Annotated in this window: 8 protein-coding genes and 2 pseudogenes; 9 read left to right on the top strand and 1 reads right to left on the bottom strand. The window is 65.0% G+C overall.

The features are described from left to right. Window positions 1-95 precede the first annotated feature (95 nt). The gene (locus R9B84_RS36845) at window positions 96-884 is read right to left on the bottom strand and encodes a GNAT family N-acetyltransferase (protein WP_423762238.1); all 789 of its coding nucleotides are present in this window, start codon (window positions 882-884) and stop codon (window positions 96-98) included. A 281-nt stretch (window positions 885-1,165) separates the two neighbouring features. Here R9B84_RS36845 and R9B84_RS36840 point away from each other — a divergent pair, with 281 nt between their 5' ends. From R9B84_RS36840 to R9B84_RS36800, 9 genes and pseudogenes are all read left to right on the top strand, one after another. After that, window positions 1,166-1,471, top strand: a complete 306-nt coding sequence (locus tag R9B84_RS36840) for an NIPSNAP family protein (RefSeq protein ID WP_034180841.1) — start codon at window positions 1,166-1,168, stop codon at window positions 1,469-1,471. A 311-nt stretch (window positions 1,472-1,782) separates the two neighbouring features. Then, window positions 1,783-2,433: an NADPH-dependent FMN reductase gene (locus R9B84_RS36835; RefSeq protein WP_423762237.1), complete on the top strand. Its 651-nt coding sequence runs from the start codon at window positions 1,783-1,785 to the stop codon at window positions 2,431-2,433. Window positions 2,434-2,696: 263 nt separating this feature from the next. Continuing rightward, window positions 2,697-2,915: a hypothetical protein gene (locus R9B84_RS36830; protein ID WP_047902452.1), complete on the top strand. Its 219-nt coding sequence runs from the start codon at window positions 2,697-2,699 to the stop codon at window positions 2,913-2,915. 95 nt (window positions 2,916-3,010) lie between these two features. Then, window positions 3,011-3,913, top strand: a complete 903-nt coding sequence (locus R9B84_RS36825; RefSeq protein ID WP_423762236.1) for a ferritin-like domain-containing protein — start codon at window positions 3,011-3,013, stop codon at window positions 3,911-3,913. 1,147 nt (window positions 3,914-5,060) lie between these two features. Continuing rightward, window positions 5,061-6,308, top strand: a pseudogene (locus tag R9B84_RS36820) (ESPR-type extended signal peptide-containing protein); the annotation flags it as partial. Between the two features lie 195 nt (window positions 6,309-6,503). Further along, window positions 6,504-14,618: pseudogene (locus tag R9B84_RS36815) on the top strand (YadA-like family protein); the annotation flags it as partial. 124 nt (window positions 14,619-14,742) lie between these two features. Further along, window positions 14,743-15,411 carry an OmpA family protein gene (locus R9B84_RS36810; RefSeq protein WP_423762235.1) on the top strand — a complete coding sequence of 223 codons (669 nt, stop codon included), beginning with the start codon at window positions 14,743-14,745 and terminating at the stop codon, window positions 15,409-15,411. A gap of 402 nt (window positions 15,412-15,813) precedes the next feature. Next, window positions 15,814-16,959: a DUF2827 domain-containing protein gene (locus tag R9B84_RS36805; protein ID WP_423762234.1), complete on the top strand. Its 1,146-nt coding sequence runs from the start codon at window positions 15,814-15,816 to the stop codon at window positions 16,957-16,959. A gap of 14 nt (window positions 16,960-16,973) precedes the next feature. After that, window positions 16,974-18,128 carry a DUF2827 domain-containing protein gene (locus R9B84_RS36800; protein WP_423762233.1) on the top strand — a complete coding sequence of 385 codons (1,155 nt, stop codon included), beginning with the start codon at window positions 16,974-16,976 and terminating at the stop codon, window positions 18,126-18,128. The last annotated feature ends 13 nt before the right edge of the window (window positions 18,129-18,141 follow it).

Raw genomic sequence — 18,141 nt, 5'->3', positions numbered from 1 at the left:
GGGTGTCTCATGGGCCGTACACGAGCGGAAGCGCCACACTCCGCTCACACGACATTTACGCGGTAAAACCAGAAAAAGGAGCCAGTGCGCGGCGCTCAACCGAACGTGTAGCGCCCATGCTGACGCGGCCGCCACGGCGACGAACGGCAGCTCGCGGCACCTGCCGCGCGTCGCGCCGCCCATCCCGCGCCACGGCGCACGCGCAGGTCGCGCCGTGCCACTGCCGCAACGCGCGCCGGCAACGCATACGCAACGCGCCGCACGGCCGCCACGCGCACGGGCAGCCGCGACGCCGGCGACACGCGGCGCACGACGTGCGCGACGGGCCGCTTGCAGAGGATCGCACTGTCGTAGCGCTTGCCGGCGAAGCGCATCACGTCGACGACCTCGAAACCCTGCGCACCGTAGAACGCCAGCAGATGCGACGCGGGATGCGGCGTATCCAGCGCGAGCAGCGTATAACCGCGCAACGCGGCCCACCGCTCGGCGAACGACAGCAGCAACGCGCCGATTCCGCGGCTCTGGCAATCGGGATCCACGGCCACCTGCCGCACGCTCGCGACGCCTTCCCGCCGGTACAGCGAGCAGGCCGAAGCCGGATCGGTCGCGTACAGCGTGGCCGTGCCGATCACGCGCCCGCCGCACACGGCGACGTAGCACTCGCCCGCTTCCGCGCGGCGGCGCGTGACGTCTTCGTCCTGATCGACACACGTGCAGTTGAGCCCCATCGCACCGAGCCGCACGAACGCGCGATGCAGCATCGGCGTGAGTTGCGCATAGCTGTCGACTGCCGGATCGAAACGCCGTACGACCACCCGGTCGGCGCACACGGAAGGCGGCGCAGCAGGGAGGCGTTCGGCAATCGCGTTCCAGGGTATCGACATCGCAGTGCTCCGTGGTTGGGATGCCCGAAGTCTATGAGCGCGCCGACCGCCCTCGCAAGAAAAAATGTCGTAAAAGTTTGGGGAAATGCGCGCAGGAAAATCGGTCGCGGCGGTACGTTGCACCGCTCTGCCGGCGTCGTTGCGAACGCATGAAAGTGCGCCGATCGTTGTACGCGCAAGCAACGAATCCCGCGACTGCATCGACGCTCGCCATGCACTCCGTTGACACCTGCAGCGACGCGATCCAGACTCGCTGTTCCCTCACCGCACCGCGAGCGCTCATGGTCACCTGCTTCCTTCGCTACGTCATCGATCCGTACAAGCTCGACCAGTTCGAAACCTACGGCAAGATGTGGATTCCGCTCGTCGAGAAGTTCGGCGGCACGCATCACGGCTACTTCCTGCCGTCCGAAGGCGCGAACGACATCGCGCTCGCGATGTTCTCGTTCCCGAGCCTCGCCGAGTACGAGCGCTACCGCGAACGCTCGAAGGACGATCCGGCGTGCCAGGCCGCGTTCCGCTATGCGGAGGAAACGCGCTGCATCGTCAGCTACGAACGCAGCTTCTTCCGGCCGGTATTCGAGTAACCGGCAACGGCCGCCGGTATCGCGCCCCTTTTTCCTGACGCGGACGAAAAAAAGCCCCGCCTGCATCCGCGCGGCGGGGCCAACCCATGTCAGTAGAGACATCATGGAGGAGACGGGCCCATCTTATCGACCGTGGCGTACCGTCCCAACCAAGCATTTCTGCTATCGATCTGCGCGGCCGCGCACACGATTGCCCCCGCCGCGCGGCATATCGATAGAACGAAAAGTCGTTTTCAGAGTGGCGACGGGGTCGTTACCATCTGGTTTTAAGCCTGTGCTTAGCCGGGCAAGCCATCCCCGAGGAGCGCCCCTTGACTGCATTCGATCAACACCGCCGCCCGTTCGTCGTCGGCATCGGCGGCACCACCCGAGCAGCGTCGTCGACCGAACGCGCGCTGTCGTTCGCGCTGCGCGGTGCGCAGGCCGCCGGCGCGCGCACGCGCCTGTTCGACGGCCCGTTCCTGCATACGCTGCCGCACTACGCACCCGAACACAAAACGCTGACCGACGCGCAGCGCGAACTGATCGACACCGTGCGCCAGGCCGACGCGATCATCATCGCGACGCCCGGCTATCACGGCGGCGTCTCCGGTCTCGTGAAGAACGCGCTCGACACGCTCGAGGAACTGCGCGCGGACGATCGCCCCTATCTCGACGGCCGCGCGGTCGGCCTGATCGTCACCGCGTACGGCTGGCAGGCGGCCGGCACCGTGCTGACGTCGCTGCGTTCGATCGTCCATGCGCTGCGCGGCTGGCCGACGCCGTTCGGCGCGACCGTCAACACGCTCGAAACGCGTTTCGAAAGCGCCGACAGTTGCTCGGATCCGAAGGTCGTCGCACAGCTCGAGACGGTCGGCGCGCAAGCGGCCGAGTTCGCGCTCGCATTCGCGTCGCATCGCGCGGCCACGCACGCGGCATCGGTCGACGCGCTTGCGCCCGTGCTGAAGATCGCCAACCAGTAATCCCCTGCATTCCGCTGCCCGCGCCCGGCCGACAAGGTTCGCCGTGCGCGGGCGGTGCGCCTTCGGACTGGCGACGATGCACCGTGCGCGCCGGCACCGCATCACGCACAAACCACGCCGACGCTTCGCGTTGCATCCCCTTCCCCGGCACGCCCCCTCGATATCGATTCGGCCCACCGCATGATTTGCATTGGCCGAAAGATTGGTTCACGCAGCCGGCGGGTTTTCGTACGCTGAAAGCCCGAACTTTCTCCGCGCACGCCATGAACCGTACGATCCGCTACAAGGGCTATGAAGTCGCCCCCGCTGCCGCCCGGTTGCCGAACGGGCTGTTCGCCGCCAACCTGACGATCGCGCGGGCGAGCGGCGGCCCGTCGTCGCGCTCCGTTTCGTTCGACGCGATCGACTTCTTCTTCGAAGAGGAACACGCGCTCGCCTATGCGTCCCGCTGGGGCCGCCTCTGGGTCGACACGCACGCGTGACGTACGCCTGGCCGGCGTGCGCATGGCCGCTCGAAAATGCGCGTTTACGGAAGCTATGCAAAAATCTTTCGGCCCGTAATCGCATAACAACAGCCATGACTGACACGCTGCAGGAAGAGCACGCAGCCGCAGATCACGCGATGCGCAACTGGACCTTCGCGAGTCGAGGCCCGGTCAGGATCGGTTCCGATGCGCACAAGCAGATGTTCTGTCGCATGCTGCTCGACACACACAATCCGTACAAACCGGCCGTGATCGACTGGCCGGCGCTCAAGCCCGCCGAACTCAGGCGGCTCACGTCGCTGCCGATCTGGGACATCGCGGTGCAAACCGAAGGCCGCGCATCGATTCGCGTCGCAACCTATGCAGCGACGATCGACGATCCGCTGCTGCGCCGCGCGCTCGAGATGGACGGCGGCGAGGAAGCACGCCACAAGGTCGTGCTGTCGAAGCTCGTCGAAGCCTACGGCATCCGGCTCGCGCCCGAGCCGGCCTATCCGGCGCCGCAGGACCCCGAGTGGTCGTGGATGATGACGGGCTTCAGCGAGTGCATCGACAGCTTCTTCGCATTCGGCCTGTTCCGCTCCGCGCAGCGCTCCGGGTATTTCCCGCCCGAACTCGTCGACACCTTCGAGCCCGTGATCCAGGAAGAAGGGCGCCACATCCTGTTCTTCGCGAACTGGTATGCGTGGTACTGGCGCACGATGCCGTGGTGGCGCCGGCCGTGGTTCTTCGCACGCGTCGCGGCCGTGTGGGTACAACTGATCCGCGACCGCATCGGCATCGCGCGCGGCATCGACGCCGACGGCGCCGCGCGTGACGCGAACTTCCCGGCAACCAGTACCGCCGACATCGGCGATGCGCTGAACCCGCGCGAGCTGATCGAGCTGTGTCTCGTCGAGAACGACCGGCGGATGGCCGGTTACGACAAACGCCTGCTGCGCCCGATGTTCGTGCCGCGGATGGCGCGGTTCGCGTTGCGGTTTCTCAAGAAGTAAGGACGAGGGGCGCGGCCGCGCGCCGCGCGAGCCGGCACGCGCGGCGCGCTCGCCGGTTCCGCTCTCGACGTTGCTCTCGACGTTGCGCGTCCCGTCGCCGGCGATACGCTGCGCAGCCTGACTGTTGCCGCCGGTGCCCGGCTTCCTCCCGGACGCTTGCCATAGGTTCCGGGCAAGCGGACGTTCGGGTGCATGCGCTCGAAGCCGACCAGTCGCATGTGATGCGGGAGCGCGTCGACCTGCATCCGCCTGCCGAATGTTGCGCGCCCGACACATTCACTCCTTCCCCATTTTCTACCGGCGCTGCGATCCGCGCGCCACGCGCAGGACAAATTGTCGTACCCATGTTCAGACAATTCGGGAGCGGCGCCGCCGACGCCGACCAGCGTCTTTCGGCACCAGGCGGGCAACCATGGCGGATAGCGCCTCCCGGACCGGTTCGACACGCGCTCGAACCCCGTCCAAATACCGGCATTGCCGATATCGTCAATAGGACAAATCCGATAGTTGAATGCCACGAGCACTATCTGTCGCTTTGTATCAATTTTTTACAAATTCGACGAGCTAGCCGGCCCGGAACGCCCGCCACACGGGCAGCCTCGACGGACGGGATGCGCAAATCAGCACAGCCCGATATTCGCAACTTCATACTTAATTGATTTACAGATAATCAGATAAGACAAAAACAAATCCACCACAAAATCACAAATTAACAAGTTAACGAGACGTTCAACATATTATCAACCTGCACACCGCCAAACATTACAGACATGTAATTGGTGACGTTTGCGCAAACGTTTGCTATTTCATTTGTCTTACTTATCGGTCATCCGCATGTGTTACCTACCGCACAAAACTCGCGCAACACATTGATTTTCATACAATTTCGCAGCCAATAGGCAGAAAACCCAAACCCTACACGTAACATTCTTACATCTTTCAAATTCATTATTCGCAGATACATCAAAACACGATTCATTGACCATCTTTTAACTTTCAAAACCCTCTATTTATCACTATTTGTCAATTCATAAAATCGACCTCCAATAAACTCCGCTCATCAATTTTGAGATTCGCGCGAGCGCACGGCATATTCCTCTAACGAAAGAGACCGGTGTGTAGCGTGCACATTTGGAGGTAGTAGGACATGAACCGCACATACCGCTCGATCTGGAACGAAGCTCTTGGCGCCTGGGTCGCGGCATCGGAACACGATTCGGCACGGGGCAAGAGCAAACGCTCGGCATCCGTCAAACTGCTTGTCAGCCTGCTTCTCACGGCGTCGGCATCCGCCGCGTATGCGTCGACCTATACCGGATCACTCTCTTGCACCAGCGGCGGCGGCACGGTGCTGGGGCGTACGCTTCCGGCCCAGACGTCCGGCCCGATTGACGGCAGCGGCACCTGGTCGAACGTCGCAGGCTGCAATGCCAACGGCGGCGGTTATGGCACCGGGTTCGGTGGCGTGACATTGTTCGGTTCGTTCGCGACGGCGTCAGGTGACGGCGCCGTCGGGATCGGCCTTGGCACGCTGGCGGCGCAGGCCGGGACCGCTGTCGGTACCTATGCCACCGCTTCGGGAACATCCAGCAACGCGTACGGCTTCAATGCAACGGCATCGGGCACGGGCGCAACTGCAATCGGAAGCAACAGCACTGCCAGCGCGCAGAACGCGGTCGCGTTAGGCAGCACGGCGAACGCTGCGTCTGGCGGCAACATCGCCATCGGTTCTGGTTCGACGGCCGCTGCAATCACGTCCGGGAACGCAATCGCAATCGGATCAGGTGCACTTGCATCAAGTCCAACGGGCCTGGGCGATTCACTTGCAATCGGAGCGACTGCGAGTGCAACAGGACAGGACTCCATTGCACTCGGTGCCCAATCGACCGCGACGGGTACCAACGCTATCGCGTTGGGCGGACAGGGCTCCGGTACGGGCGGCGCAACGATCGCGTCGGGCAACAACGCAACGGCGGTCGGGCTGAACAGCAGCGCGACAGCAAACAACGCCACCGTGCTGGGCTATGCGGGAGTCGCATCAGCAACGGGCGCGACCGCCCTCGGCAGTACCTCACTCGCAGCGGGCACGAACTCGGTCGCCGTCGGTAGCTCATCGTCGGTCGCGTCAGCCGCAACCTCCGGTATCGCCGTAGGCCGCGGCGCGACGGTCAACGGCGCATACGGCATCGCCCAGGGCGACGGCATCGTGTCCGGCGCGACCGGCCAGAACGTTGCGATCGGCTCGAGCGGCACGACCGCCAACGGCGGCACGGCCGCCGGCGGTGCGGTTGCGATCGGCCGCGGCCAGACAGCGAGCGGCGACGGCGCGGTCGCGCTCGGCGATCCGAACAGCGCGACTGGCACGGGCGCGCTGGCGATCGGCGCGAACAACACGTCGAATGGCCAGGGTGCCGTCGCGCTCGGCAATTCGAACTCGGCGAACGGCACGGGCGCCGTGTCGATCGGCAACGCCACCACGGCGAACGGCAGCTCCGTAGCGATCGGCAGCACCGCAACCGCCACGGGCACGAACGGCTCGGTTGCAATCGGCAACTCGGTGACGTCGAACGGCACTGGATCGATAGCAATCGGCAACAGCGGGAGCTTCGGCGCCAAGGCCATCGCCTCCGGTTCGGATGCCGTGGCGCTCGGCAACGGCTCGACCGCGAGCGGGACGGCAGGTTCGGTCGCCCTGGGTTCGAGCAGTGTGGCCACGAATTCATACGCGACCGCATTGGGTGCAAACTCCAACGCGTCCGGCAGCGGATCCGTCGCGATTGCGCAAGGGTCCAGCGCTACAGCCACCAATGCACTGGCGCTCGGTGTCAACTCGACGGCAAACGTAGCGAACTCGGTTGCCCTCGGCAACGGCTCGGTGACGAGCGCCACCGCGACGACGGCAACCGGCGGCACCGGGACGGTCAGCAGCACCACGATCGGCACTCAGACGTTCGGCACCTACGCCGGCGCGAGCGCGGCGAACGGTGTGGTCAGTGTCGGCGCGCCCGGCTCGGAACGCCGCATCCAGAACGTCGCGGCCGGCCTCGTCAGCGCAACCAGTACCGACGCCATCAACGGCAGCCAGCTCTACTCGGTCGCGAGCACGACGACGTCGAGCATCACGAGTCTGTCGACGTCGGCATCGACCGGCATTTCGTCGGCCAACAGCTCGATCACGTCGTTGTCGACTTCGACTTCGACTGGCATTTCGTCGGCTAACAGCTCGATCACGTCGCTGTCCACCTCGACCTCGACTGGCATCAGCTCGCTGTCCACTGGCCTGAGCTCGGCGAACAGCTCGGTGACGTCGCTGTCGACCTCGACCTCGACGGGCCTCTCGTCGGCCAACAGCTCGATCACTTCGCTGTCGACTTCCACATCGACCGGCCTGTCGTCGGCAAATAGCTCGATCACGTCCCTGTCCACCTCGACCTCGACGGGTCTTTCGTCGGCCAACAGCTCGATCACCTCGCTGTCCACCTCCACGTCGACCGGTCTGTCGTCAGCGAATAGCTCAATTACTTCGCTCTCCACGTCGACCTCGACCGGCATCAACTCGTTGTCCACTGGCCTGAGCTCGGCCAACAGCTCGGTGACGTCGCTGTCCACCTCGACCTCGACGGGTCTCTCGTCGGCTAACAGCTCCATCACGTCGCTGTCGACTTCCACGTCGACTGGCCTGTCGTCGGCGAATAGCTCGATCACGTCCCTGTCAACGTCAACCTCGACTGGCTTGTCGTCGGCTAACAGCTCCATCACGTCGCTGTCCACCTCGACCTCGACGGGTCTCTCGTCGGCTAACAGCTCCATCACTTCGCTGTCGACCTCCACGTCGACCGGCCTGTCGTCGGCAAATAGCTCGATCACGTCCCTGTCCACGTCGACCTCGACCGGAATCAACTCGCTGTCCACCGGCCTGAGCTCGACCAACAGCTCGGTAACGTCGCTGTCGACCTCGACCTCGACGGGTCTTTCGTCGGCCAACAGCTCGATCACGTCCCTGTCGACCTCCACGTCGACCGGTCTGTCGTCGGCGAATAGCTCCATCACTTCGCTGTCGACTTCCACGTCGACCGGCATCAACTCGCTGTCCACTGGCCTGAGCTCGGCGAACAGCTCGGTGACGTCGCTGTCCACCTCGACCTCGACGGGCCTCTCGTCGGCTAATAGCTCCATCACGTCGCTGTCGACCTCCACGTCGACTGGCCTGTCGTCGGCTAACAGTTCCATCACTTCGCTCTCCACGTCGACCTCGACGGGCATCAACTCGCTGTCCACTGGCCTGAGCTCGACCAACAGCTCGGTGACATCGCTGTCCACCTCAACCTCGACGGGCCTCTCGTCGGCTAACAGCTCGATCACGTCGCTGTCGACTTCCACGTCGACGGGTCTGTCGTCCGCTAACAGCTCCATCACTTCGCTGTCCACGTCGACCTCGACGGGTATCAACTCGCTGTCCACCGGCCTGAGTTCGACCAACAGCTCGGTATCGTCGCTGTCCACCTCGACCTCGACCGGTCTCTCGTCGGCGAACAGCTCGATCACTTCGCTGTCGACTTCCACGTCGACGGGTCTTTCGTCCGCTAACAGCTCCATCACGTCGCTGTCCACGTCGACCTCGACGGGCATCAACTCGCTGTCCACCGGCCTGAGCTCGACCAACAGCTCGGTATCGTCGCTGTCCACCTCGACCTCGACCGGTCTCTCGTCGGCGAACAGCTCGATCACGTCGCTGTCGACCTCCACGTCGACGGGTCTTTCGTCCGCTAACAGCTCCATTACGTCGCTGTCCACGTCGACCTCGACCGGCATCAACTCGCTGTCCACTGGCCTCAGCTCGGCCAATAGCTCAGTGACGTCGCTGTCCACCTCGACCTCGACCGGTCTGTCGTCGGCTAACAGCTCCATCACGTCCCTGTCCACGTCGACCTCGACCGGCATCAGCTCGCTGTCGACCGGCCTGAGCACGGTCACGACCAAGACGGACAACCTCGGCACCAGCACGGCATCGGCACTCGGCGGCGGCGCCAAGTACGACCCGACGACCGGGACGGTCTCCGCGCCGGCATACACGACCTACAACGCGAACGGCACGACGTCGACCGCCAACAGCGTCGGCTCGGCGATCGACAACATCAACAGCCAGGGCATCAAGTACTTCCACGCGAATTCGACCGGTGCCGACAGCGTCGCGACCGGCACCGACGCCGTCGCCATCGGCAGCGGCGCCACCGCGGCCACCAACAATTCCGTCGCGCTCGGCGCCAACTCGCAGACTGCCGCGGCCAATCCCACGAGCAGCGCGACTGTCAACGGCGTCACGTTCGGTGGATTCGCAGGCACCGCGCCGGTCGGCACCGTTAGCGTCGGCAGCCAGGGTAACGAGCGACAAATCACCAACGTCGCCGCCGGCCAGGTGACGCAGACCAGTACCGACGCGATCAACGGCAGCCAGCTCTATTCGGTTGCCCAACAGGTTGGTACCGCGACCAGCGCCATTTCGTCGTTGTCCACGTCGACTTCGACCGGTCTGTCGTCGGCCAACAGCTCCATCACGTCGTTGTCCACCTCGACCTCGACCGGCCTCTCGTCGGCGAACAGCTCGATCACCTCGCTGTCCACGTCGACCTCGACCGGTCTGTCGTCGGCCAACAGCTCGATCACGTCGCTGTCGACTTCCACGTCGACCGGTCTGTCGTCGGCCAACAGCTCGATCACCTCGCTGTCCACCTCGACCTCGACCGGCCTCTCGTCGGCGAACAGCTCGATCACCTCGCTGTCCACCTCGACCTCGACCGGCCTGTCGTCGGCCAACAGCTCGATCACGTCGTTGTCCACGTCGACCTCGACTGGCTTGTCGTCGGCTAACAGCTCCATCACGTCGCTGTCCACGTCGACTTCGACGGGTCTGTCGTCCGCGAACAGCTCCATCACGTCGCTGTCCACCTCGACCTCGACCGGTCTGTCGTCGGCTAATAGCTCCATCACGTCGCTGTCGACCTCGACTTCGACCGGCATCAACTCGCTGTCCACGGGCCTCAGCTCGACCGACAGCTCGGTGACTTCGCTGTCGACTTCCACGTCGACGGGTCTGTCGTCGGCCAACAGCTCGATCACCTCGTTGTCCACGTCAACCTCGACCGGTCTGTCGTCGGCCAATAGCTCGATCACGTCGTTGTCCACGTCGACCTCGACTGGCCTCTCGTCGGCGAATAGCTCGATCACCTCGCTGTCGACTTCCACGTCGACGGGCCTGTCGTCGGCCAACAGCTCGATCACCTCGCTGTCCACGTCAACCTCGACCGGTCTGTCGTCGGCCAATAGCTCGATCACGTCGTTGTCCACGTCGACCTCGACCGGCCTCTCGTCGGCGAATAGCTCGATCACCTCGCTGTCGACTTCCACGTCGACGGGCCTGTCGTCGGCCAACAGCTCGATCACCTCGCTGTCCACGTCGACCTCGACCGGCCTGTCGTCGGCTAATAGCTCCATCACGTCGCTGTCGACCTCCACGTCGACGGGCCTGTCGTCGGCGAACAGCTCGATCACCTCGCTGTCGACCTCCACGTCGACCGGTCTGTCGTCGGCCAACAGCTCCATCACGTCGCTGTCCACGTCGACCTCGACTGGCCTCTCGTCGGCCAACAGCTCGATCACGTCGCTGTCGACCTCCACGTCGACGGGCCTGTCGTCGGCGAACAGCTCGATCACCTCGCTGTCCACGTCGACCTCGACCGGCCTGTCGTCGGCTAATAGCTCGATCACGTCGCTGTCGACCTCGACTTCGACGGGCATCAACTCGCTGTCCACGGGCCTCAGCTCGACCGATAGCTCGGTGACTTCGCTGTCGACCTCCACGTCGACGGGTCTGTCGTCCGCCAACAGCTCGATCACCTCGCTGTCCACGTCGACCTCGACCGGTCTGTCGTCGGCTAACAGCTCGATCACGTCGTTGTCCACCTCGACCTCGACCGGCCTCTCGTCGGCCAACAGCTCGATCACTTCGCTGTCCACCTCGACTTCGACCGGCATCAACTCGCTGTCCACGGGTCTCAGCTCGACCGACAGCTCGGTGACTTCGCTGTCGACTTCCACGTCGACGGGTCTGTCGTCCGCCAACAGCTCGATCACCTCGCTGTCCACGTCGACCTCGACCGGTCTGTCGTCGGCTAACAGCTCGATCACGTCGTTGTCCACCTCGACCTCGACCGGCCTCTCGTCGGCGAATAGCTCGATCACTTCGCTGTCCACCTCGACTTCGACCGGCATCAACTCGCTGTCCACGGGTCTCAGCTCGACCGACAGCTCGGTGACTTCGCTGTCGACTTCCACGTCGACCGGCTTGTCGTCGGCCAACAGCTCCATCACGTCGCTGTCGACCTCGACTTCGACCGGCCTGTCGTCGGCGAATAGCTCGATCACGTCGTTGTCGACTTCGACGTCGACGGGTCTGTCGTCGGCCAACAGCTCCATCACGTCGTTGTCCACCTCGACCTCGACCGGCATCAACTCGCTGTCCACCGGCCTGAGCTCGACCAACAGCTCGGTGACCTCGCTGTCGACGTCCACGTCAACGGGCCTGTCCTCGGCGAACAGCTCGATCAGCTCGCTGTCGACCTCGACCTCGACCGGCCTCTCGTCGGCGAACAGCTCGATCACGTCGTTGTCCACCTCGACCTCGACCGGCATCAACTCGCTGTCCACCGGCCTCAGCTCGACCAACAGCTCGGTGACTTCGCTGTCCACCTCTACGTCGACTGGCCTGTCGTCGGCTAACAGCTCCATCACGTCGCTGTCGACCTCGACTTCGACCGGTATCAACTCGCTGTCCACCGGCCTCAGCTCGACCAACAGCTCGGTGACTTCGCTGTCCACCTCTACGTCGACTGGCCTGTCGTCGGCCAACAGCTCCATCACGTCGTTGTCCACCTCGACTTCGACCGGCATCAACTCGCTGTCCACGGGCCTCAGCTCGACCGACAGCTCGGTGGCGTCGCTGTCGACCTCCACGTCGACTGGCCTGTCGTCGGCTAACAGCTCGGTGACTTCGCTGTCGACCTCCACGTCGACTGGCCTGTCGTCGGCCAATAGCTCGATCACGTCGTTGTCCACCTCGACTTCGACTGGCATCAACTCGCTGTCCACGGGCCTCAGCTCGACCGATAGCTCGGTGGCATCGCTGTCGACTTCCACGTCGACCGGCCTCTCGTCGGCTAACAGCTCGATCACTTCGCTGTCGACCTCGACTTCGACGGGCATCAACTCGCTGTCCACGGGCCTCAGCTCGACCAACAGCTCGGTGACTTCGCTGTCCACCTCCACGTCGACCGGCCTCTCGTCGGCGAACAGTTCGATCACGTCGTTGTCCACCTCGACCTCGACAGGCCTGTCGTCGGCCAACAGCTCGATCGATTCGCTGTCCACGTCGACTTCGACGGGTCTGTCGTCCGCGAACAGCTCCATCACGTCGCTGTCCACCTCGACCTCGACCGGCCTGTCGTCGGCTAACAGCTCGATCACGTCGCTGTCCACCTCGACTTCGACTGGCATCAACTCGCTGTCCACGGGCCTCAGCTCGACCGACAGCTCGGTGGCTTCGTTGTCGACCTCCACGTCGACGGGTCTGTCGTCGGCCAACAGCTCGATCACGTCTCTGTCCACCTCGACTTCGACCGGCCTCTCGTCGGCGAATAGCTCGATCACGTCGCTGTCCACGTCGACCTCGACCGGCATCAACTCGCTGTCCACCGGCCTGAGTTCGACCAACAGCTCGGTGACATCGCTGTCGACGTCCACGTCGACGGGCCTGTCCTCGGCTAACAGCTCGATCAGCTCGCTGTCGACCTCGACCTCGACCGGCCTCTCGTCGGCGAATAGCTCGATCACGTCGCTGTCCACGTCGACCTCGACCGGCATCAACTCGCTGTCCACCGGCCTCTCGTCGACCGACAGCACGATCCTGTCGCTGTCGACCTCGACGTCGACCGGCATCGGCTCGCTGTCCACCGGCCTCAGCTCGACCAACAGCTCGGTGACGTCGCTGTCCACGTCGACCTCGACCGCGATCAACAACGCGAAGACGCACTACTACAGCGTCAACGACAACGGCACGCAGCAAGCCAACTACGACAACACGGGCGCCACCGGCACCAACGCCCTCGCGGCAGGTGTCAACGCCAGCGCGGCGGGCGCAAGCAGCGTCGCGGTCGGCGACGGCTCGAACGCGCAGTCGGCAGGCGCGGTCGCGATCGGCCAGAACGCATCGGCAACCGGCGGCAAGGCGGTGTCGATCGGCTCCGGCAACACCGCGAGCGGTGACGGCGCAGTCGCGATCGGCGATCCGAGCATCGCGACGGGCACCGGCGCGGTAGCGTTGGGTGCGAACGACACGGCGACCGGCAACGGCGCAGTGGCGCTCGGCAACGCGAACACGGCAAACGGCGCCAGCGCGCTCGCCCTCGGCAGCTCGAACCAGGCCACCGCGGACAACACGATCGCGCTGGGCAGCCAGGCCACGGCCAGCGCCACCGGCGCACAGGCCTACGGCTCGGCTGCCAAGGCCACGGCCGCCGACGCGCTCGCCTTCGGCACGAACGCGCAAGCCAACGTCGCCAACTCGATCGCGCTCGGTGCGAACTCGGTCACGAGTACCGCGAACCCGACGTCGAGCGCCACGATCGGCGGTGCCACGTACTTCTTCGCGGGCAACTCGCCGGTCGGCGTGGTGAGCGTCGGCGCGCCGGGCGCGGAACGCCAGATCACGAACGTCGCAGCGGGCCGGATCTCGGCCAGCAGCACGGACGCGATCAACGGCAGCCAGCTCAACGCGACGAACAACGCGCTCAACTCGCTGTCGACGTCCACCGCATCGAACGTCGCGTCGCTGTCGACCGGCATCGGCTCACTGTCGACCGGCCTGAGCTCGACGAACAGCTCGGTGTCGTCGCTGTCCACGTCGACCTCGACTGCGATCAACTCGCTGTCGACGGGCCTGAGCTCGACGAACAGCAACGTATCGTCGCTGTCCACGTCCACCTCGACCGGTATCGGTTCGCTGTCCACCGGCCTGAGCACGACGAACAGCAACGTGGCCTCGCTGTCGACCGGCGTGACGAACATCAGCAACACGCTGAACTCGCTGTCGACGACGATCAACAACAACCAGACGCGTGCGGTGAACAACAACGGCATCGCGGCCGACATGAACGGTACCGGCAGCGATCACCCGACCGTCACCGCCGGCTCGAACTCGGTGGCGATCGGCGCGAATTCGACGGACGGCGGCCGCCAGAACGTCGTCTCGGTCGGCAGCGACACGCAGCAGCGCCAGATCGTGAACGTCGCGCCGGGTACGCAAGGCACCGACGCGGTGAACGTGAACCAGCTGACGCAGGTTCAGACGACGCTGTCGACGGCACTGTCGGGCCAGCAGGCGCAGATCAACTCGCTGGGTTCGCAACTGCAGCAGACCGACCAGATGGCGAAGCAGGGTATCGCGGCCGTCGGCGCGATGGCATCGATCCCGCAGCTCGATCGCGATGCCAACTTCGGGATGGGTGTCGGCACGTCGACCTTCCTCGGCCAGAAGGCGATGGCGGTCAACATGCAGGCCCGCATCACGGAGAACCTGAAGGCGTCGATCAACGGCGGCTTCAGCGGCGGTCAGAAGGTGATCGGCGCCGGCATGCTGTACCAGTGGAAGTAACGCGTCGCGCCGCCAGGCCGCCCGGCTCGCCAGCCGGCCGGCCCGCGGCGGCCCCGACGGCAGGACGAGCCGGCCGCGCACCCCGCGGCCGGCTTCTGTCAACCCAAGCTTTGAGGACGTAACCGTGAACAAACTCGCTTTTGCGCTCGCGCTTTCCGCAATGGCCCTCGCCGCATGCTCGACCGCATCCGGCCCGACCTTCAGCGCCTCCGAACTGCAGCCGCGCGACGGCGTGCGCACGTTCCAGGTGGACTGCCACGGCCTGCTGTCCGGCCCGCAGACCTGCATGAAGGCCGCCCGCAAGATCTGCGGCGACCAGCCGGTGCGCGTCGTCGACTCGGCCCGCGCGCTGCGCGACAAATCCGATCCCGCGACGCTGGTGTTCCAGTGCGGCGCCGCGCCGGCCGAAACGGCCGCGGCCTCGGCCGCCGAGCCGGCGCCTGCCGTCGTCGAGCGCGTGAACCTGTCGGGCGACGCGCTGTTCGCGACCGACCACGCGACGCTCGCCCCGACCGCGCGCGAATCGCTCGACCGGCTGCTGAGCGAGCGCGCAGACCGCACGTATTCGCTGGTGACGGTCACCGGCTTTACGGATACGGTGGGCAGCGACGACTACAACCTCGCACTGTCGCAGCGCCGCGCCGAGTCCGTCGCCGCCTATCTGAAGGCGCACGGGCTGAAGACCGACAAGCTGACGGTCACGGGCCGCGGCAAGGCCGATCCGGTCGCGTCCAATGCAACGCCCGAAGGCCGCGCCAGCAACCGCCGCGTCGAAATCCGGCTGCAGCACTGAGCGGGCGGCCACCGCGCGCGGCGGCCCGCTCCGGCCGGCCGCCAGCGCCGCGCCGGACATCCTCCGGACATCCGCCAGACAACGCGGACGCCGCTGCGCCGGCGCCCCGCTCCGGTTGGCCGGCGGCTATGTCAAAGTTCGTCATGGCCCTCCACAAACCGGCGATTTCCGTGCCACAATCGCCGCAGACAGTCGCCTGGGCAGCCTGCCCGAAACGCGCGCCGTGCCAGGCGTGCCCGACGATACGCCGGAATCCGGCTGCCGCCCTCGCGAACCACGTCGCCCGATTCGCCTGCCGCGCTGCACCGGCGCGAATGCAACCATGACAATCCACGGCGCGCCGCTTCCGGGCCGGACGCTCGACCATGCCCGGACGCACGACGCCGCAGAGGAAACCAACCGGTGACGGACATCAATGAAGCCGCCGCGGGCGGCACCCGCAAGCAACGGCCGGCCGTCGGCATCTCGCTGTTTGCGCGGGACGGCCAGGCGATCTGGGAAAACGGCATTCACCAGAACATCGCGTTCCTCGCGATGATGCTCAAGCGCTCGGATCGCGTCGGCCCCGTCTATTTCCTGAACGGCGGCGACGCCAACGCACTGCCGGCCGGCCTCGAACTCGACGGCCTCGACATCCCGCTCGTGAAGCCCGCCGACGTCACGCACGAACTCGACGTCGTGATCGAAATGGGCGCGCAGTTGCCGGTCGAATGGCTCAGGCACATGAAGGCGCTCGGCAAGAAAATCGCCGCGTTCTTCTGCGGGCACGTGTATGCCGGCCTGTGCGAAACCCCGATCTTCGGCAAACCGTCGGGGCACATCTTCAACGGCGCGCCGTTCGACGAAGTATGGCTGCTGCCGCAATACGACAAGACCGCGGCGCCGATGCTGCAGACCATCCTGCGCGCGCCCGTCCATCTGATGCCGCACATCTGGGCGCCGTACTTCCTCGATCGCCGCATCGCCGCGCTCGCCGCCGAAGGCGCAACGTTCGGCTATCGGCCGGGCCGCCGCCCGTGGCACCTGGCGATGCTCGAACCGAACATCTCGGTCGCCAAGTCCTGCCACTACCCGATGCTCGCGTGCGACGAGTTCTACCGTGCGCGGCCGGACGCGGTGCAACACATGTTCGTCGTCAACTCGCTGCACATGAAGGAGCATCCGACCTTCGTGCACTTCGCGAACAGCCTCGATCTCGTGCGCCAGCACAAGGCGACCTTCGAACCGCGCATCGACCTGCCGGGCTTCATGGCGCGCCACGCGGATGCGGTCGTGTCGCATCACTGGGAAAACGGGCAAAACTATCTGTATTACGACGTGCTGCACGGCGGTTATCCGCTGATCCACAACTCGACGCTGCTCGGCGACGCCGGCTATTACTACCCGGATTTCGACTCCGCCGCGGGTGGCCGCGCGCTGCTCGACGCGTGGCTGCATCACGACGAACGCCTCGACGACTACCGCGCGAAAACCAGCCGGCTGCTGCAGTCGGTCTCGATCGACAACCCCGCGAACCTCGACGCGTTCGTCTCGCGTCTGGTCGCCTGAACCGGAGAATACGCATGTCGGACTCCAATGCCCGTCAAGCGCCCGGCGAGGGCAAGCGTCTCGTCGTCGGCGTGTCGCTGTTCGTGCGCGGCGCCGGCCAGTCGCTGTGGGAAAACGGCATCTTCCAGAACTGCCTGCTGCTGATCCTGCTGTTGCGCCAGTCGCCGCTCGTCGCGGAAGCCGTGATGGTGAACGGCGGCGAACAGGTCGCCGATCCGCAGATGATGCTCGGCGAATGGGACGTGCCGCTCTTGTCGATGGACGAAGCGCTGCAACGCTGCGACGTGCTGATCGAAATGAGCGCGCAGTTCGGCGCCGACTACCTGCGCGCGTTCCGCGACCGCGGCGGCAAGGTCGTCACGATGCGGGTCGGCAACGACTACGTGATCGACATCGAACGCGCGATGTTCGACAAGCCGTCGGGCTTCCTGTTCTCGGGCGCGCCGTACGACGCGGTGTGGACGATTCCGGAATTCGAGCGCTCGTGCCTGCACTATTACCAGACGGGCCTGCGTGCGCCCGTCACGATCGTGCCGCACATCTGGCACCCGATGCTGTTCGACAAGGCGCGCGCGACGCTCGGCGCCGGCTTGACGTACGGCTATCAGCCCGGCAAGCCGCGCTGGCGCGTGACGATGTTCGAGCCGAACATCTGCATGGTGAAGACGAGCATCATCCCGATGCTGGTCACGGAAGAGGCATACCGTGCCAACCCGCAATTCCTTGAATTCGTGCGCGTGTGCAATACGATCCACATCAAGGAGCACGCGACGTTCGTTCACTTCGCGAAGAGCCTCGACATCGTGAACCACGGGATCACGACGTTCGAAAGCCGCTATGCGGTGTACGAGTTCATGGCCGCGTACGGCGATGCGGTGGTGTCGCACACGTGGGAAAACGCGCAGAACTACCTGTATTACGAGCTGCTGTACGGCGACTATCCGCTGATCCACAACTCGCCGTTCCTCGGCAAGGCCGGGTATTTCTATCCGGACTTCGACTGCCAGGCCGGCGGCCGCGCGCTGCTGCAGGCATTCGCCGAGCACGACGCGAATCTCGACGCGTACCGCGAACAGTCGAAGCACGTGCTGTCCTCGGTCAGCATCTATAACCCCGAGAACGTCGCCGCCTACACGGACGCGATCGCTACCCTCTATCGCGACGCGTGACGCGCCGCCCTTT

Source organism: Burkholderia sp. NLJ2, assembly GCF_049487195.1.
GTDB lineage: Bacteria > Pseudomonadota > Gammaproteobacteria > Burkholderiales > Burkholderiaceae > Burkholderia > Burkholderia pyrrocinia.
The sequence above is the reverse complement of the archived record's forward strand: the minus strand, read 5'-3'. Positions and strand labels throughout refer to the sequence as shown.